At 42.9% G+C, this 18,431-nt stretch carries 14 protein-coding genes; 6 read left to right on the top strand and 8 right to left on the bottom strand.

What is annotated here, in order from left to right:
- Positions 1-402 precede the first annotated feature (402 nt).
- Entirely contained in the window at positions 403-909 is a 507-nt protein-coding gene (locus GJU40_RS15465) for an NUDIX hydrolase (protein ID WP_154308971.1), read from the top strand.
- A gap of 446 nt (positions 910-1,355) precedes the next feature.
- Here the strand turns inward: GJU40_RS15465 and GJU40_RS15460 are convergent, their stop codons facing one another.
- Positions 1,356-1,919, bottom strand: coding sequence for a DUF2777 family protein (locus tag GJU40_RS15460; protein WP_154308970.1), 564 nt, complete (start codon positions 1,917-1,919; stop codon positions 1,356-1,358).
- Between the two features lie 187 nt (positions 1,920-2,106).
- Between GJU40_RS15460 and asnB the strand changes: the two genes are divergently transcribed.
- From asnB to GJU40_RS15440, 4 genes are all read left to right on the top strand, one after another.
- The gene (asnB, locus tag GJU40_RS15455; RefSeq protein WP_154308974.1) at positions 2,107-3,957 is read left to right on the top strand and encodes an asparagine synthase (glutamine-hydrolyzing); all 1,851 of its coding nucleotides are present in this window, start codon (positions 2,107-2,109) and stop codon (positions 3,955-3,957) included.
- 285 nt (positions 3,958-4,242) lie between these two features.
- Entirely contained in the window at positions 4,243-5,769 is a 1,527-nt protein-coding gene (locus GJU40_RS15450; RefSeq protein WP_154308969.1) for a phytoene desaturase family protein, read from the top strand.
- Positions 5,766-7,235 (top strand): phytoene desaturase family protein, encoded by a 1,470-nt coding sequence (locus tag GJU40_RS15445; protein WP_154308968.1) that lies wholly within the window; start codon positions 5,766-5,768, stop codon positions 7,233-7,235. Before GJU40_RS15450 ends, GJU40_RS15445 begins: the two co-directional genes overlap by 4 nt.
- Complete coding sequence (locus GJU40_RS15440; protein ID WP_343031576.1) at positions 7,228-8,061, top strand: phytoene/squalene synthase family protein; 834 nt, start codon at positions 7,228-7,230, stop codon at positions 8,059-8,061. The genes GJU40_RS15445 and GJU40_RS15440 overlap by 8 nt, the downstream gene beginning before the upstream one ends.
- Before the next feature lie 73 nt (positions 8,062-8,134).
- Here GJU40_RS15440 and GJU40_RS15435 read toward each other — a convergent pair whose 3' ends face one another.
- The 6 genes from GJU40_RS15435 to GJU40_RS15410 form a co-directional block, all read right to left on the bottom strand.
- On the bottom strand, positions 8,135-9,601 hold the full coding sequence (locus GJU40_RS15435) for a phytoene desaturase family protein (RefSeq protein WP_154308967.1): 1,467 nt from the start codon (positions 9,599-9,601) through the stop codon (positions 8,135-8,137).
- Entirely contained in the window at positions 9,598-10,275 is a 678-nt protein-coding gene (locus tag GJU40_RS15430; protein WP_154308966.1) for a lysophospholipid acyltransferase family protein, read from the bottom strand. The genes GJU40_RS15435 and GJU40_RS15430 overlap by 4 nt, the downstream gene beginning before the upstream one ends.
- Entirely contained in the window at positions 10,244-11,032 is a 789-nt protein-coding gene (locus GJU40_RS15425) for a carotenoid biosynthesis protein (protein ID WP_170289430.1), read from the bottom strand. The genes GJU40_RS15430 and GJU40_RS15425 overlap by 32 nt, the downstream gene beginning before the upstream one ends.
- A 1,124-nt stretch (positions 11,033-12,156) precedes the next feature.
- Positions 12,157-13,545 carry an ammonium transporter gene (locus GJU40_RS15420; protein WP_425481233.1) on the bottom strand — a complete coding sequence of 463 codons (1,389 nt, stop codon included), beginning with the start codon at positions 13,543-13,545 and terminating at the stop codon, positions 12,157-12,159.
- 25 nt (positions 13,546-13,570) lie between these two features.
- Positions 13,571-13,912 carry a P-II family nitrogen regulator gene (locus GJU40_RS15415; protein ID WP_154308964.1) on the bottom strand — a complete coding sequence of 114 codons (342 nt, stop codon included), beginning with the start codon at positions 13,910-13,912 and terminating at the stop codon, positions 13,571-13,573.
- 176 nt (positions 13,913-14,088) lie between these two features.
- Entirely contained in the window at positions 14,089-15,462 is a 1,374-nt protein-coding gene (locus GJU40_RS15410) for an MATE family efflux transporter (protein WP_154308963.1), read from the bottom strand.
- A 120-nt stretch (positions 15,463-15,582) separates the two neighbouring features.
- On the opposite strand from GJU40_RS15410, the gene GJU40_RS15405 reads away from it, so the two are divergent.
- Complete coding sequence (locus tag GJU40_RS15405; RefSeq protein ID WP_154308962.1) at positions 15,583-16,449, top strand: helix-turn-helix domain-containing protein; 867 nt, start codon at positions 15,583-15,585, stop codon at positions 16,447-16,449.
- Positions 16,450-16,531: 82 nt separating this feature from the next.
- Here GJU40_RS15405 and GJU40_RS15400 read toward each other — a convergent pair whose 3' ends face one another.
- Complete coding sequence (locus tag GJU40_RS15400) at positions 16,532-18,295, bottom strand: glycoside hydrolase family 13 protein (RefSeq protein ID WP_154308961.1); 1,764 nt, start codon at positions 18,293-18,295, stop codon at positions 16,532-16,534.
- Positions 18,296-18,431 lie beyond the last annotated feature (136 nt).

Here is an 18,431-nt window from a genome sequence, read left to right as displayed (position 1 = left end):
ATAGCCTGCAATAAACGGAGAAATTCCGTCTAATGCTTCCGGAAGGCTGTAAATAAAGGGTTTTTAAACGTTTAACCGGAAATCCTTCCCTTATATTGGCCTTAAAGAGCTACATTTTGAACTTAAGCGGAAAACTTCCGCTTATGAATGCTTCGTGAGCTCTTGAGACAGCTGGGGCAGCGGGTCTATCTGGGAATAGACGGAAGAATTCCGGTTAAATAGAAAATATGGAGAGGATAGCCTGCAATAAACGGAGAAATTCCGTCTAATGCTTCCGGAAGGCTGTAAATAAAGGGTTTTTAAACGTTTAACCGGAAATCTTCCGCTTATTTTCGGTGGCTTGCTGAATTAACCTTCGATGAAGGGGAACAAAGTTTACCAATTGTAAAATTAGGAGGAAGTCTGATGATTTCTAATTATTATAGTAACCTCAGGGAGAAAATTGGAAAAGAACTCATATTTATGCCCTGTGCAGCAGGGATAGTTTCAAACGATAAGGGTGAAATTTTATTACAAAATAAAGGGAACGGAGAGAATTGGAGCCTGCCTGCTGGTGCTATTGAACTTGGAGAAGCACCTGCCGAAGCAGTGGTGCGTGAAGTATGGGAAGAGACGGGATTATATGTAGTTCCTACAAAGCTATTAGGAATATTTGGCGGTAAAGATTTTCGTTACCAATATCCAAATGGGCATAAGGTGGAATATAACATCTACTTGTTTAATTGCGTTATTCAGAGTGGCGAGCTAAGGCCGGTAGATACAGAAACGGCTGAACTCCGATATTTCAGTTCAGCTAACATGCCTGAACTCGCTTTACCTTATCCTAAAAACTTATTTTTTCAAAAGGAAATCAGTGACGTCTATTTTCAATGGGATGAAAATTGGCTGAACACTTTATCTCAAAAATAAAACCAGGGAAAAAATTATTAGCCAATGATGATACAGCAATTCCGCGCAAGTTCAAAAATTCATTTTTCAAAAGTGCATTTGTGATGAATCAGTTCATTGTCATCTCAGCTTTCATCAATATTAAAGGGTACCACTGATTAGATGAAAGCTAAGTATGTATGATTAAAAGAGGTGAGAAGTACTGGTTTTCGAGGCTTGTCAAGGCAGCGGGATTAGCTTAGTTGTACGATTGTTGCTAATGATAGAACAAAACCGTGCAGTTTGTTATACGATCTTTGAGATAGTAGAACAAAACTGCCCCGTTTGTTATACGAACCTTGAGATAGTAGAACAAAACTGCCCCGTTTGTTATACGATCTTTGAGATAGTAGAACAGAACCCCCCAGTTTGTTCTACTATCGCGCGTTTTTCCAAAGATAGTAGAACAAAACCCCATTATTCGTGCCCTACGCAAGATTTCTGGATATGAGCACTCTGCGCTTGGACAGGCTCGTGGTGAATTCGAAGCGGTCAAGGGAGGCGGTCTCCCCCCTTTCGAAATGGTGCTGAACGGCACAGGTGTATTCTTCGTTGTCGAAGTGGAAAAAGGAGACTCCCTTTCTTTCTTCCGCGCCTTCCAGGAATAGTGCTTGATTGTAACAGTAAATACAGTCATAAATGGAGAATCCGAGCTCGTTCAGGTGCGTGGCAAAGGCAAAGAACCATTGATCTTCAAGTGTTGACAGCATTTGATCAAAGGCATAAGGCAGTGATTTTTTTAGTCTGACTTTGTCGCCGTCCTGAAAGTAGTATGGTCCAAAGGTAAGCTGAAGTTCAGGTGAAGATGTGGCTTTTCCTTTGTACCATTCTTGGTGAAAGTATATTTCCATTTCCCTGCCTTCCAGGGATTGAAGGGGAAGAATGTCGTCGGATTCCTCTTCATAAAAGAAATAGGTGTTATCTCTGCATGCTATGGTTCCTGGTATATAAGCGCGTTCCTGCATTTGAAGCAGTTCTGTGCGATGAGTCATGAATCATCTCTCCTCAAGTATAAAAGTCTGTATGACCTTTTTTTCCAAAAGGTAAGCGCTTTATGCAAAATGTCATTAATTTGGACAATTCAACCTTTCATAATATTGGAATAGGATAGAAAACGGCTATATAAGCGGGCTTTTGTTTATGGGAAATTTACAGCAGGAGAACGGAGTTGATTGGTTCATGTGCGGCATTACCGGCTGGATACATTATCAGGAAGATTTGTCGAAAAGGGCAGATGCGATGGAAAGAATGACGGAAACTCTCTCGAAAAGAGGCCCCGATGATTCAAATATCTGGGGTGAGAAGCATGTGTTGTTTGGTCATAAGAGGCTTGCAGTAGTCGATTTAGAGGGCGGCCGACAGCCAATGGCGAGGGAAAAGGATGGAAGAAATTTCACCATTTGCTATAACGGTGAGCTTTACAATACAGACGAACTGCGTAAAGAGCTGCTGAGCAGGGGCCATACTTTTCAGAGCCATTCCGATACTGAAGTGCTTCTTGCTTCCTATATAGAATGGAAGGAAGATTGCCTGAAGCGGCTGAATGGGATTTTTGCATTTGCTGTGTGGGATTCGGAGCAGGAAAAGCTGTTTATCGGAAGGGATCGTCTTGGTGTCAAGCCGCTGTTTTATAAAGAAGAGCATGCCTCTCTTTTTTTTGGGTCAGAGTTAAAGGCCATCCTGGCTGCTCCGGGGGTCAAAGCGGTTCTGGATCGTGAAGGAATGGCTGAAGTGCTCGGGCTTGGACCGGCAAGGAGCCCAGGAAGCGGGATTTATAAAGGTGTAAAAGAGCTGCGTCCAGCACATGCGCTTACTTTTTCACGGGAAGGCCTGAAGGTATGGAGATACTGGAATGTAGAAAGCAAACAGCATACAGATGCCTTTGATGAAACGGTTGGGAACATCACAAATTTGTTTACCGATGCAGTTACAAGACAGCTTGTTTCAGATGTGCCAGTGTGCACGTTTTTGTCAGGCGGAGTGGATTCGAGCGCCATTACAGCGATAGCAGCCAATGCTTTTAAAAGGGAAGGCAAGGGGCCGCTTCATACGTTTTCAATTGATTATGAAGATAATGACCTTTACTTTAAAGCCAACGAATTTCAACCGAATTCCGATGCTCCCTGGATTAATAAAATGACAGAGGCGTTCGGGACCATTCATCACTCACATGTGATCAAGCAGTCAGATTTAGCTCATTATTTGGAGGAAGCTGCCCTTGTTAGGGATCTTCCGGGCATGGCTGACATTGATTCCTCCTTGCTGTGGTTCTGCAAGGAAATAAAAAAGGACTTTGTTGTGAGTTTATCCGGAGAATGTGCAGATGAAATTTTCGGCGGCTATCCATGGTTCCACCGCAAAGAGGATTTGGAAGCTGATGCTTTTCCTTGGATGAGATCGACAGCGGCCAGAACTGGTTTACTGCAGAAAAAGTGGAGAGAAAAGCTTCAGCTGAAAGAATATGTTTCTGCCAAATATGCAGAAACCGTTAGAGAAACCCCTGTTCTTGAAGGAGAATCAGAGAGTGAAGCAAGAAGAAGACAGCTGTTTTATCTGAACATGATCTGGTTTATGACAACACTCCTGGATAGAAAAGACCGCATGAGCATGGGAGCAAGCCTTGAGGTTCGAGTGCCATTCGCCGATCACCGTCTGGTTGAGTATGTGTGGAATGTTCCCTGGGATATGAAAATGCATGAAAACAGAGAAAAAGGCATACTGAGAAAATCCCTTGAAGGGCTGCTGCCCCATGAAGTGCTGTACAGGAAAAAAAGTCCTTATCCCAAAACTCACCATCCTCTTTATACAAAGCTTGTAAAAGACTGGCTTTCTTCATTTCTGAACCAGAAAGAATCAATCCTGCACGAGTTTTTTGACAGAAGGCAGCTGGGTGTCTTATTGGAGTCAAATGGAAGTGCATTTCAGGTTCCATGGTTTGGACAGCTGATGACAGGGCCGCAGCTGCTTGCACACCTGGCACAGATTCATGTCTGGTTTGAACAAAATAATGTACAATTAGAAGAGTCCTGACTCTTTTCTTGGGCAGCTTATCTAGTAAGCTGCCTTTTCATTGCAGATGTCGGCTGGACAAGCTATTCTCTGTTTTCGGGAGTTCATAACCTTATATAACCAGCTTTTATAGATAAAAACATAAAAACTACGAAACTTCCTTTTAAAAAACTGAAAAGAGGGAAAAGGATAAGGATGTGTACATACTGGACTTTGGAAGCTATTGTAAAAGTTTTATAGATTGCCAGTTGCCTTAACATTTTGTATAATGTTTGTATAACGTTTGTTAAATCAGGAGGGAAGAACATGCCGAAAAAGGTAAGCGTCATTGGCGCAGGGCCCGGTGGACTGGCTGCTGCCATGATTTTAGCAGGCAGAGGTTATCAGGTAGATGTATTTGAAAAGCAAGATTATGTTGGCGGCCGCAACTCAGCTATTAAGCTGGGTGATTATACGTTCGATATGGGCCCAACCTTTTTAAGCATGATACATATAGCAGAAGAGATATTCGAGATGGCAGGGAAAAATCTGCATGATTATATGGAGTTAACGGAATTAAAGGAAATGTATGAGCTGATTTTTAATGGTGAAAGTCTTCATATGACTCGGAACCGTGAGGAAATGATTCAACGCATTGAGAATTTTTCGCCTGAAGACGGTGAGGGCTATGAACGGTTTATGAAGGAAACCAGAAGGAAGATGGACAAATTAACACCTATTCTGCAAAGCAGGATGGATCGATTTCATCATTATCTTTCTCCAAAGGTGCTGAGGGCTCTGCCGGATTTAACGCTGAACAAAAGCCTATATCAAGTGTTAACAAGCTATTTTAAAGATGAGCGGCTGAAGCTTGCTTTTACATTTCAGTCTAAATATTTGGGCATGTCCCCATGGGAATGTCCCGGAGCATTTTCTATCCTTTCATATATGGAGCATGAATACGGAATTTTTCACCCAAAAGGGGGAGTCAATCAGCTCTCTGAGGGAATGGCAAAAGCAGTTAGGGAGCTCGGAGGAAGAATTCACTTAAACGCGCCGGTGAAAAAACTTTTACTGAAAGGAAAAGACGTGCAGGGGCTGCTCCTTGAGAACGGAGAAAAAGTGATCAGTGATGAGGTGGTTGTCAATGGTGACTTTGCTTATGTGATGTCCAACCTTGTGGATAATGGCACTTTAAAGAAATATGCTTCGAAAAAGCTTGAAAAGAAAAAGTATTCCTGCTCGACCTTTATGATTTATCTTGGAGTAGATAAGAAGTTTGATGTGCCTCATCATACCATTCTCTTTTCTGATGATTATCAAAAAAATGTTGAAGAGATCACAAAAACACTGAAGATGCCTGAGGATCCATCTATTTATATTCAAAATGCAAGTGTGACGGATTCTACATTAGCCCCTGAAGGAAAATCCGCACTTTATATTTTGGCGCCGGTACCCAATAATTTCAGCAATATTGATTGGGCTGAACATAAGGACAAGTTTAAAGAACTGGTGCTGAATATTGTGGAAGAAAAAACCTCATTCAAGGGGCTGCGCGACCATATTGAGGTTGAAAAGGTGATCAGTCCCGCTGATTGGGAGAAGGATATTCTTGTTTATAAAGGAGCTACGTTCAATCTTGGCCACCAGCTCTCACAAATGATGGTCCTTCGCCCCCACAATCAGTTTGAAGAATTGAATCATTGCTGGCTTGTAGGGGGAGGCACGCATCCAGGAAGCGGGCTGCCTACAATTCTGGAGTCGGCGCGCATAACTGCAAATGCCATTGGAGGAAAGCCTGTTAAACAGAGAGTCAGCAAACATAACGACAAAAATTTGGAGAATGCGCTATGAAGGCAGTCATTGTTGGTGGAGGAGTAGGAGGAATGATTTCTGCACTGCTCCTGAGAAAAGAAGGTTTTGAAGTAACTGTTATTGAAAAAAACGAGAAGCTGGGAGGCCGGCTATCATATGTGAAGAGGGACGGCTTTAAGGTGGATGCTGGTCCGACGATTGTGCTTCTGCCGGAAATGCTGCAATCCATTTTGGATGAGGCAGGTGTGAGCCGGGAGAAATATACATTAAATAAGCTGGATTCTCTTTATACCATTCACTATAGCGATGGCTCTGCTTACACAAAATACTCAGATATTGAAAAGCAGGCGGAAGAAATCAGAAAAATTTTTCCTGAAGATGAGAATGGGTTCAGAAGATTTATGGAAGATATGGACACCCGTTTCAACATAGGAAAGCCTGCGTTTTTAGAAAAATCTTTCACTGCGAAAAAGTCTTTCTGGACAAGAGAAAATATGCGAACGCTTGCAAAGCTAAAAGCCTATCAAACTGTTTATCAGTCCCTGAAATCATATTTTAGTTCGGAAAAGCTTCGTCATGCGTATTCCCTTCAAACTCTTTATATTGGAGGAAACCCCTATGAATCTCCGGCACTTTATTCGCTGGTATCTTTCAGCGAGCATAAACATGGGGTCTTTTATCTGTCAGGAGGCTATGCCAGACTGGCGGAAGTTCTTGAAGAAACAATGCAGGAAGAGGGAATAGAAATTCTTTCCTCAACTGAAGCAGAATCTGTTGAACTGTCTGGGATGAAAGCTGCGGGTGTAAAGGTTAATGGGAGACTAATAGAAGGGGACTATGTTATCCTTAATGGAGACTTTCCTATTGCGACAAAGCTTCTCCCTGATAAATCATTACATAACAAAAGATATAAAGCATCCTCCAGTTGTGCGTTGATTTATTTCGGACTTAATAAAATATACAAAGATGCTCCAGTTCATCAATTTTTTCTCAGCGAGAATTTTGCCCTCAATATGAAACAGATTTTTAAAAGCAGGCAGATACCTGATGACCCCTCTGTTTATGCATTCCACCCTTCTGTCATTGATCCCTCTCTCGCTCCTGAAGGAAAAGGTGTGCTGTACGCTTTGGTTCCGGTCCCGTCAGGAAACCATTTAAATTGGGAGCAGCAGGAAGCTTTTTTTGATAGTGTCATTGATAAGCTTGAAGAAAAAGGTTTTCCTGGATTAAGAGATGCTGTGGAATGGGTTGAATACAAGACTCCTGCTCAAGCGGAGAAAGAAGGATTGTTTGAAGGCGGATCTTTCGGCATTGCGCCCAATCTCTTTCAATCTGGAGTCTTTCGCCCGCAGGTCCGGCCGTTTGGGATACCTAACGTCTTTGCTGTAGGTGCCTCCATTCATCCTGGAGGAGGAATTCCAATCGTGATGCAGGGAGCAAAGCTGATGGTGCAGGAATTGCAAAATGACGCTTTCCAAACAAAAGGGGTGAAAGCTAGTGGATAATGTTAATCAGGCATACAAGCAATGCGAAGAAGTTATCAAGGTACATTCAAAATCATTTTATAAGGCTTTTTCACTGTTGCCGCCTCTGAAAAAAAAGGCAGTATGGGCAGTTTATACATTTTGCCGAACAGTGGATGATATAGTGGATGAAGGGACAAATCCACAAGAAGAACTTCAGCTGTTTGAAGAAAAGTTTTACTATTTTCTGAAGGGCAGCAATCCTGATGATCATTTTCTGTGGATTGCTCTGAGGGATACTTTTCAGCGTTATGAAATGGATTCTATTCCCTTTCAGGAAATGATAGAGGGGCAGCGGATGGATTTGACTAAAAAGCGCTATCAAGACTTGGGAGAAGTGCTGAATTACTCCTACCATGTGGCAAGCACAGTGGGGTTGATGCTGCTGCCTATTCTCGCACCGTCGAAAGCTAAGCAGCTCAGGCACAGTGCCATTTCACTTGGAATCGCAATGCAGCTTACCAACATTTTAAGAGATATTGGGGAAGACTTGGAAAGAGACCGCATTTATCTGCCCTCAGAAACCATGGAAAGATTTCAATATACAGAGGAAGATCTTAAAAATTGTGAGATTAGCGACAAGTTCATTTCAGTATGGGAAAGTTTGGCTTTCGAAGCGGAAGCATATTACGAAGAAGCCATGGACGATCTAGATTTATATCCTCTTCACTCACGCCGCCCTGTGAAAGCAGCCGCATTGTTTTATAAAGCCATACTAAATACGGTCAGAGCCAATCATTATGCAGTTTTTAACCATCGGAATTATGTCACCAGCGAAGAAAAACAGCTTATTATGGCGAAGATGTAAAACACCCCCAAAAGGTCGAAAACAAAGGATCTTTTGGGGGTGTTTTTTATTGAGATTTTTACCTTTTCAAACGCTATTTCATTATTTCACTGCCGACATTCAGGCCGCTCAAGGTGACCATGGGCGAACCTCCGCCAGGGTGGGTGGTGCCTCCGACAAAGTACAAATTATGAATATCCTTCGAAAAATTGCTGGGCCGCAGAAAGGCATCCAGCTTTGAATTTGCAGAGATTCCATACAGCGCTCCCCTGTACGCCCCGAATGTTTCTGCAATTGTGGCTGGCGTATAGATTTTTTCTGCCAGGAGATGCGGCCTGATGGACACACCTTTTCTTTCAAGAATATCATAAATGTCTTCCTTGTAGGCTTGGGGGTCAACCGTCATCTTCCTGTCAGGAGATAGCGCAGGAGCGTTGACCAATATAAAGAGGTTGTCTCCCTCGGGGGACCTGTTCCTGTCACTGTGGGAGGAGTTGCTGATATAAATAGTAGGTGAACTGCTGTATGTCCCCTTGTTAAACAGTTCTTCAAATTCCCTCTGATAATTGTCTGAAAAGAAAACATTGTGATGCAGCAATCCTTGATTGCGCGTTGAGAGTCCTGCCAAAATAACGAACGCTGAGATGGAAGGCTGATATTTATTCCGCTTTTTATTTGTAAAATGCGGACGATGCTGTTCCTCTACAAGTGAAGGAAAGGCCTCCAATAGATCGGCGTTCATGATGTAATGATCAGCAGAAATCTCCGTGCCATTGCTGCAGGAGAGGCTGACTGCTTTTCCATTGGAGATATGCAGCTTTTCTGCTTTTGTACCGTACAGAAACTCAACTCCAAGCTCACGGGCAACCTTTTCATAAGCATAGGCAATCTGGGCATTTCCGCCTTTAACATAGTACACTCCCTGATGCAGCTCCAAGTGTGCAATCATAGCGAATGTAGCAGGGGTCACATAGGGTGAAGAACCGATATAAGTGGCATATCTGTTCATAGCCGAAATGAGATTGGGGTGTTGAAAGTATCTTTGGAAAAAGTGGTCAATGGTTTCAAGCGGCCTGACTTTCAGGAGAGCCTGAGAGAGTGAGGGAGACAAATAATCTTTCATTGACCGAAACATGGTTGGAAAAAAGTGCTTTTCCGAAAGATGATAGAGCCTGCTGATTTCTTTTAAAAATGAATCATAATGCCCCGAGGCGTAAGAATCATAATTGTTCAGCTGATGCTTCATTACTTGGGGATTGCTGCTGAAGTCAAAGGTGGTTCCATCCTCAAAGAAATTTCTAGTATGGGAGTCCAGTTTTGTCATATCCAGATAATTCTCCATATTTTTGCCGGCCGTTTCAAACACTCTCTGGAAAATATGAGGCATCGTAATCGTATTTGGTCCAAAATCAAATGAATGTGAACCGATGCTGACGTTCATTAATTTTCCGCCTGGGTGATTGTTTTTTTCTATAACTGTTACTTTTGCTCCCTTGCTGGCCATTGTAATGGCAGCGGATAAACCGCCGAGGCCTCCTCCAATCACTGCTGCGTGTTTCATAGCTTGTTCCTTTCTTTCTGCAGTATTTGCATGCCTTTGAAGCTTTCAGCAATTACATCCTGCTTTACAGCGTTCAGCATCTCCTCCATATACTGCTCCAACACTCTATTTTTGCTTTTTCTGTCGTTTCCGGGAAGATCTGAGATGTAAAGAGGGTTGCCGATTTTAATAAATATTTCCTGCTTTTGAAAGTGTCCGAAGGAATAATAAAAAACCACAGGAAGAAGGGGAACAGACGGATTTTCCTCCAGCAGTTTTACAGCTCCCGGCATAAACGTAAGCGGGCGTGTTTCCAAATGCATTTCCTCACCCTGAGGGAAAAGAGCGACCGTTTTGCCGGAGTGCAGGAGCTCTGAGGCATACTTGATCGACTGAAGTATCTTCCGTGGATAATTACGATCCACAGAAAACGCACCAATTTTCCGAAAAAAAGGATGCTTTTTTAAGCCATGCTCATGCATCATTGCATACATATCCTGCTTCAGGATGCGCTGATTCAGATGAAACAGAATCAGCCCGTCCCACCAGGAGCTGTGATTGATGCAGACCAATGCATGCTCAGGCAGGGTGTCAGGTGTCTGTAGGCTAATTGAATGAAAATGCCTTTTCATCAGCTGCCTATTGTATTGGTAAAACAGCTTTTCAAACCAGGGCTTTTTGTTTGCTGTAATCATGATGTACCTTCTCTAATTTTTTATAATACAGATAGAGAACCAAAGCAGCGGGAACTGCAGTAAATGCTACAGCCATCCAGAGGCCGTGAATAGCGGCTAAAAGCAGGAACATCCCCATTACAAGAAAATACACGATGACAATCCGTCTGTCCCAGATGTTTTCCTGCTTCCATTCCTTTTTGACACTCAGATAAATCATAGTGTGAAGGAGAAAGGCGACTATAAACCATCCTAAAAAGTTGGAAAAAGGGATGTTGTAATAAAAGCTGCTGCCCTCTTCCCAAATCCAATACTTCTTCACTTCAAATGCTACAGGATCGATAATTAAATCAATCAGCACAGTTATAAGGGAGGCGGGGAGCAGGTAAAAAAGAGTCCGCTGCGGAAACAGGGTTTTTGTAATAGAATGTGATGCTGCAATAATCATGAGCCAGGCAAAACCGATTGCTGCAGGGACACCTATCATTTGCGGTCCGAAATCCTTTGTATAATAATAATCTCCAAAAATAATCCCGTATTTGACTCCCACGTGCTCTGCAAATATAGATCCAAATATAACCCCTAATGAAAGAAGCAGTCCTTTTAACAATCCGTAGCTCATGATAAAATAGGCGCCTCCAAGCAGGCCTGCTGCCATGAGAAACACCGCGTTTGCCCATTCAAGCCAAGGGGGCAGAATATCAAAGCTTAATAAAATGACTCCGCATGCATACCAAACCAGAAAAAAATAAAAGCATCCGTTAAAAAATTTCTTCAATCTAAAGCACCTCGCCATCGTCTAATAGGAACAATATATATGTCATTGCTGAAATGAAATTGATTTCAGTGGAGATTGGGGGGAGTTGTGCCTGCTGTCTTCCTGCAGGCTGCAGTGATTTCAGCCAAGCTTCCTTGAAGCAAGCTGCCATCATCTATCTAAATTATAGTAGCTGTATCCCGGATTCTGCAAGAAAAGATGTGCTTTACTCTGTACCACTAATTGAACGTATAAAAACCCCTTCACAAGAAGGGGGGAAGATAAAAGGTAGTGAGAAGCCAATCTCGCTGCCTTTATTCATTTTTTGGTTTAGGAATGGTGGGAAATGGCTGATTTCCGCTCCGGGTGCTTGCTTTCCGGGGGGCAGGCGGTAAGCCTCCTCGCCGCTTGCGCTCCTGCGGGGTCTTACCAGTCCTGCTATTCCCCCAGGAGTCAAGCACCCTCCGCTCCAATCAGCAGTTATATTCTTGAAACTTTGACTCAGGATTTACTTAAAGTTAAAGTCATCTTTGTAGTAATAATGACAATGGTTCACTCCATCCATACCGATTTTTGTTTAGGAATGGTGGGAAAAAGGCTGATTTCCGCTCCGGGTGCTTGCTTTCCGGGGGACAGGCGGTAAGCCTCCTCGTCGCTTGCGCTCCTGCGGGGTCTTACCTGTCCCGCTAATCCCCCAGGAGTCAAGCACCCTCCGCTCCAGTCAGCAGTTATATTCTTAAAACTTTGACTCAAAATTTTCTTAAAGTTAAGATCAAGCACACTGCAAAGTCTAAGTTAAATACAAATTCTCACTTCATTGAAAAATTGAAAAGTCAATAGTGGACTCTAGCTTGATAACTAAATGATCTTTAATCATTAGGTAATCTGATTATGTCCAGGTATTGAAACCACCCCGAATAATGGTCGTGGTATTTGGTTGCCACGCCCTTAACTAGGTCCGTCCAACGTTGGTCTGCAGTATTGAGTTTTTGAAACTACTTAACAATGTCCGTAAACGCAACATGAAATCACTCACTTGAACAACAGTTCGTTATTTAGAAATAAAATAGACCGCAGGCAAACTCGGAATTCTCGAGTTTGTCTACGATCTGTACCTCCTTCATAAGAAGGGGCTGTATAAAGGTTTATGATGATTGCTCAGTTTTTACATTTTTTACATGAGGATGGAGATTGTTCAGTCTGTCTATCAAATCTGAACCAAAGTCTTTATTTGAAGAACCGGCCCCCTGAGAAAGATAAGATTCTCTCAGCTCGTAGGCTGAGGAGCCATGTTCTGCAAAGTCCAGTCCGGCAATTTCAACTTCTCTAGAAACTCTGATGGGAGAAAACAGGGACATAATATAGATGACAGTGCCTGATGCAATTGCCGTCCATGCTATCACTGCTGCGATTCCAAGAGCCTGAATAGCCAGAAGAGATACGCCGCCTCCGTAAAACAGCCCCGCTGATGTGTCAAAGAGCCCGACAGCAAGGGTTCCCCAGATGCCGCATACGCCATGCACTGCTATTGCGCCGACCGGGTCATCCAGTTTTCCTTTCTTATCAATAAATTGAACAGCTTCGACGAGAATAAACCCTGCCAGAAGGCCAATGATTAAAGCTCCGAAAAGCGATACATTGGCACAGCCTGCTGTAATTCCGACAAGTCCTCCAAGCGCTCCGTTCAGTGTAAGTGAGGGATCGATCTGTCCATAGCGGAAATGAGTGTAAAGGGCGGAGGTGATGATACCCCCTGATGCAGCCAGGAGTGTTGCAGTAATCACATGAGGTATCAGCTCAGGATCTGCTGCGAGCGTGCTGCCTCCGTTAAACCCGAACCAGCCGAACCAGAGGATAAATACACCCAGTGCTCCCAATGGAATATTGTGGCCTGGAATCACATTGGCTTTTCCGTTCGTATACTTGCCGATTCTGGCACCCAGGAATAAAACTGCTACCGCTGCACCTGTTGCGCCTGTTAAGTGAACGACAGTGGAGCCTGCAAAATCGACAAATCCCAGTTCTGAAAGCCAGCCGCCTCCCCAGATCCAGTGTCCTGCTACCGGATATATTAATCCTGTCATAAATACTGTCAGCAGAATATAACTGCTAAGCTTAATCCTTTCGGCGACAGCCCCCGAAATAATCGTTGCACAAGTAGCTGCAAATACTGCTTGAAAAACGAAGAAGCCTATTTGATCTTCATGCCCTGAAAGAGCAAACCCGTTTGTGCCGATCAGCCCGCCTGCATCATTGCCGAACATAATTGCATAACCTGCAGCGAAATAAAGGATAGAACCAATTGCGACTGTTAAAATATTTTTCATAAGAATATTAAGAGCGTTTTTGGACCTCGTGAAGCCCGATTCCACCATGGCAAACCCGGCGTGCATGAAGAAGACAAGCAGAGTGGCAACCATAACCCAGATTGTATCAAGAGAGGCACTGACGCTTTGGGCTGTAACTTCTTCTGCATGCGCCCCTGCTGCCAGCAGAAATGTTCCGGCAAAAACATACATGATTTTTTTTAACAATATGAACAGCTCCCTTTTAGTTTAATTAACTTATCGCTTCAATGCCGCTTTGACCTGTTCGGATGCGGATCGCGTTCTCAATGGGGATGATAAATATCTTTCCGTCTCCTACAGTGTCGGTGGAACAAGTTGTTTGAATGATACGGACAATTTCGTCCGCATGTTCCGCTTCAATGACCATTTCAACTTTCACTTTTGGAAGCAGTTTGATTTCGTATGTTGTTCCGCGAAATCTTCCTGTCTGGCCGTTTTGCTGTCCGCAGCCTGCTACCTCTGAGACAGTGAGGCCGTTTATCCCGATTTCCTCCAGTTTCTCACGAAGAGCCGGAAATTGTTCGGGTCTGATAATCGCTTCAATTTTCTTCATCTCTTCAACTCCAATGTCAGTTTTTATTACATCGACTTGTTATATTTACTATCATATAAGAGAAGGAAGGAGAATGCAACTAAATTTTTAGAATATTTTCACTTGTTTATTAATTGTTGTTAGAAAATCTAACAAAAAAAGACCTCCATGGATATGGAAGCCTGGATTGAAGTATTTTATTGTGTTACTGCCCTGGATTCTGCGGTCTGGATAAAACCTTTATGAACCCATATTCTGGATCTCCAGCGGAACAACATGATTATCCCCCGCAGCCACTCATCCACGATAAAGGCAATCCAAATACCGGCAAGCCCATATCCGAGATGGATACCGAAGTAGTAGGCAATCGGAACCTGTACACCAAACATGGACAGAATTCCCATATAGACAGGGAACTTCACATCTCCTGCGGCCCTTAGCGAACTGATGATTACCAGATTAAAGGCTCTGCCGGGTTCGAGAATAATAGTCAGAAGCATAAGGGTGCCGCCCACAGCAATAATGTCTGGATTGCTGGTGAAAATGCTGAAAAGAGTGTCAGAGCCAAGGCTGAACAAAATGGCCAGAACTGTTGAAATGCTCACACCCAGGTAGAGGCTTTTCATGCACCTGCGATATGCTTCTTCATACTGTCTGCCGCCAATCATGTAACCAATCAGTATTTGCGTGCCCTGGCTCAGCGCAGCGCTGAACAAGAAAACGAGCATCATGATGTTTTGAGCATAAACCTTTGTTGTTAATGCATGCTCTGCTGCCATCAATGTAATAAAGAAAGTCAGAATCATTTGCGCAATGTTGTAAGCCAGATGTTCCCCTGCAGAAGGAACGCCGATGACAAGCAGGTTTTTCAGGTGAAGCTTGAACGTTACCTTTATGTTATTCAGTTGAGTTTTCAGGGTCACTCTCTTCATAAGCAGATAAATGATGACTGCTAAACCAATGATTCTTGAAATGACTGTGGAAATGGCAACTCCTTCGACGCCCAGGACTGGAATGCCAAACGGCCCGAAAATAAACAAGTAGTTTCCGATTACGTTTAAAATGTTCATTCCGATGGTGACGTACATCGTATCTTTCGTAAAACTATAGCTTCTAAGAATGGCCCCTATTGTCATGACAACAGCCTGTATGACAGAAAGGCCTCCGACTACTTGAAGATAGATGACTGCTTCGGGCATTAATTCTTGAGGCAGGTTCATCAGCTGAAGCATTTCCTCGCTGAACATAAAAACAATCATCCCAATTGCCAAACCAAAGAGGAGATTTGCAACTAAAGAGACAAGTGATATTTCAGCCGCGCTTTTCTTCTCATTTGCTCCAAGATGCTGGGTTATCAGAATGGAAGACCCTGTTGCGACAAACCCAAACATTACGATCAGGAGGTAAAGAAACTGATTGGCAACCCCGACTGCGGCAACTGAGCCGTCCGAATATTGGCTGAGCATCAAAGTATCTGCATTTCCCATCAGCATATGAAGGAAAATTTCAATAAAGATCGGCCAAGTAAGGGCGAATAATGTCAATTTTCGATTTTTATTTTCAGGAATCATAGTTGTACCCACCTTATAAATGTTCATCAAAACGTTTATAAGTGTACATCTAATGTATTACAATAGGAAGAGAGGATATCGAACACTTTTGGAAAAATCCGACCTCACAAAGGAGCAGCTATGGGTTATATCTCATTTCATGTCCCACCATTTCCGGTATTTATTAAAGGAGGGGAAGACCGGTTTAATGAGGGGACAAAGCATTTCAAGAGAATTTATACTGTGTTTGATTTGTTATATGTCAAAAAGGGACTTCTTTATATGACGGAAGACAACAGGGAATACACAATTAAGGAGGGGGAGTATATTATTTTGGCGCCGGGGCTTGAACACTTCGGACATAAAAACTCTCCGCGGGATACAAGAATCTACTGGATTCATTTTACAATTCCTCAATCGTACCTTCTTGCGGGTACAGGACATGAGAATTGGAGTGATGTACAGACAAGGGAAGGCGATTTTGAACATCCTTCTTCCTTTCATTTTAAAATTCCCAGATATGCAGAAGTTGTACATAGAGATTTTATAGAAAAAATCCTGGAAAATCTGTTCAGTGTGACCGGCCAGACGCCTGATTTTCCGCTTCGCCAGCAGCTTTATTTTGAAGAGCTTCTGGTTCAGCTGCAAAAAGAAGCGCTGAAAATTCCAACCGCTGCCGAAAGAGTGGTAGAAGAAACACTAAAGTTTTTGCAAAAGCACTATCAAAAGGATGTGAGAATGGAGGATTTGGCTAAAGAGATTCATTTTCATCCTGATTACATTACCAGGTGCATGCAGAAAACGCTCGGTATGACACCGGTGCATTATGTAAATGTTTACCGCATTTCTCAGGCAAAACGGCTTCTCGCTACAACGGACTATAAAATCTCTGCAGTGGCTGGTGAAGTTGGCATAGAGGATTCCACTTATTTTTCAAAGCTTTTTAAAAAAATAGAAGGAGTTTCTCCACTGGAATTCAGGAAGATTGTGAGTAGACGGAGGAAATAAATATTAGGGGCAGTTTGTTCAGAAAGAAAAAAAGAAGCTGGGGAGCAATTCATGATTGCCGACCAGCTTCTTTTTATTGAAATTAATTGTCGTTGATCAGCAAGAATTTAAAATTCAAGCCTGGAACGATTATTCCTTCTTCCGAAGGTTCCAGAACATCATTGGTCCACAGGTCTGTCATTTCTTGTCCGTGGAAATCTTCCGGAAGGTAAATAGTCGTTTCCTCTTCAAGATTGTTAAACAGGGCCAGCAGTCTTTGGTTCTCAAATTCTTTTAATATCACAAGAGTTCCGTTTTCATCATTTGCCTGAAGAAAAGCGTATCTGCCATTGTTGCCGAATACATCAATGTCTTTACGTAAAGAAAGAAGTTTTTTCACGTGCTCCAGCATATCAAGATCTTCTTCTTCTTCATCCCAAGGCATACATTTGCGGCATCCGGGATCGGTATCACCAAGAAGTGCAATTTCATCTCCGTAATAAATGCATGGTGACCCGGAAAAGCTTAGCTGAAAAGCAAACAGCAGCTTCACTCGTTCCTTGTTGCCGTCCGCTATATTCAGAATTCTTGGTGTATCATGGCTGCCGAGAAGATTAAAGGCAACTTCCGTGACATTTTCCGGATACATATGCAGCATTCGCTGAATCACGTTGGAAAATTCCGAAGCACTCTGGCTGTTCGTTCCAAAAAAGCTTATTGCCCCGGTGGTGAATGGATAATTCATCACCGCATCAAACTGGTCTCCCTGCAGCCATGGAGAAGCATCATGCCAAATTTCGCCCAGGATATAAATATCGTCACGGACGGATTTTACAGCTGTTCGAAACTCTCTCCAAAATTGATGGTCAACCTCATTGGCTACATCCAGCCTCCACCCGTCAATATTAAACTCACGCACCCAGTAAGTTCCTGCATCAATCAAATACTTTTTCACATCAGGATGCTGAGTATTCAGTTTTGGCATGCTCGCTTCATAGGCAAACGTATCATAGTTGGGAGCAGGATCTGCGGAAACCGGGAGCTCATGAAGATGGAACCAGTCCTTGTATTCTGAGTCTGCTCCGTTTTCCAGTACGTCCTGAAACGGTTGAAAGTAATAGCCGCTATGATTGAATACTGCATCCAGCATGACGCGGATGTCTTTGTTATGGCACTCCTCAACAAGCCTTTTGAAGGTTTCCTTGTCTCCGAATTGCGGATCAATTTCATAATAATCTATCGTGTCGTACTTATGATTGGAATACGCTTTAAAGATTGGTGTGAAATAGATTCCAGAGATACCGAGTTCCTTCAGGTAATCGAGGTTTTGAAGAATTCCCTCAAAGTCACCTCCGAAAAAATTGGTCGGAGTGGGTTCGGTGCTGTTCCATTCCAATGTGCCTTCCGGATTGATATCAGGGTTTCCGTTCGCAAACCGCTCAGGGAAAATTTGATACCAAACAGTATTCTTCACCCACTCAGGGGCTCTGAATGCATCATTATAATGAAGAAATGGAAAACAGAAGTAGTGTGCAATATCGTCTGTCGGCATATCAGAATAAAAACCTTTTTCCGTATAAAACAGTACTTCTTCTTCACCTGAAAGCTCGAATCCGTAGCGCAGTCTCCGGTTAGGCGGCTGTATAGCAACTAACCAGTAGTCAAATAGTTCATCGCTTCCGGTTATGCCCATTTCAATCTTATCTGAAACCCAGTTTCCATCCTCCCAGTCGTACGGATCCCCGTGGATGAGAAGAGCTTTTTGTACATCGCCCTTTTTAGATTTCAGGCGAATGTGAATAGTTTTTTCATCATATACATAAGCGAATTCATTCTTCGGACGGTGATAAATAGATTCTCTTAACATGTTCATCCTCCCAGGACAATAGTTGCAAAATAGTTTAATTAAAGATTATTTGAAAGGTATTTAGAAGTCAAATTTCAGCTTTAATAGAGTTATAAATTTTTTTTTCAAAAACGCTTGTCAAAACAAAAATAGGCGC

This window comes from Metabacillus lacus, from assembly GCF_009674805.1.
Taxonomy (GTDB): domain Bacteria; phylum Bacillota; class Bacilli; order Bacillales; family Bacillaceae; genus Metabacillus_C; species Metabacillus_C lacus.
The sequence above is the reverse complement of the archived record's forward strand: the minus strand, read 5'-3'. Positions and strand labels throughout refer to the sequence as shown.

Bases quoted from the DNA above. Each gene is read 5' to 3' on its own strand.
- GJU40_RS15415 (WP_154308964.1), bottom strand. From the start codon at position 13,912: ATGAAGAAAATTGAAGCGATTATCAGACCCGAACAATTTCCGGCTCTT.
- GJU40_RS15410 (WP_154308963.1), bottom strand. From the start codon at position 15,462: ATGATTCCTGAAAATAAAAATCGAAAATTGACATTATTCGCCCTTACT.
- GJU40_RS15400 (WP_154308961.1), bottom strand. From the start codon at position 18,295: ATGTTAAGAGAATCTATTTATCACCGTCCGAAGAATGAATTCGCTTAT.
- GJU40_RS15435 (WP_154308967.1), bottom strand. From the start codon at position 9,601: ATGAAACACGCAGCAGTGATTGGAGGAGGCCTCGGCGGTTTATCCGCT.
- GJU40_RS15430 (WP_154308966.1), bottom strand. From the start codon at position 10,275: ATGATTACAGCAAACAAAAAGCCCTGGTTTGAAAAGCTGTTTTACCAA.
- asnB (WP_154308974.1), top strand. From the start codon at position 2,107: ATGTGCGGCATTACCGGCTGGATACATTATCAGGAAGATTTGTCGAAA.
- GJU40_RS15450 (WP_154308969.1), top strand. From the start codon at position 4,243: ATGCCGAAAAAGGTAAGCGTCATTGGCGCAGGGCCCGGTGGACTGGCT.
- GJU40_RS15460 (WP_154308970.1), bottom strand. From the start codon at position 1,919: ATGACTCATCGCACAGAACTGCTTCAAATGCAGGAACGCGCTTATATA.
- GJU40_RS15445 (WP_154308968.1), top strand. From the start codon at position 5,766: ATGAAGGCAGTCATTGTTGGTGGAGGAGTAGGAGGAATGATTTCTGCA.
- GJU40_RS15405 (WP_154308962.1), top strand. From the start codon at position 15,583: ATGGGTTATATCTCATTTCATGTCCCACCATTTCCGGTATTTATTAAA.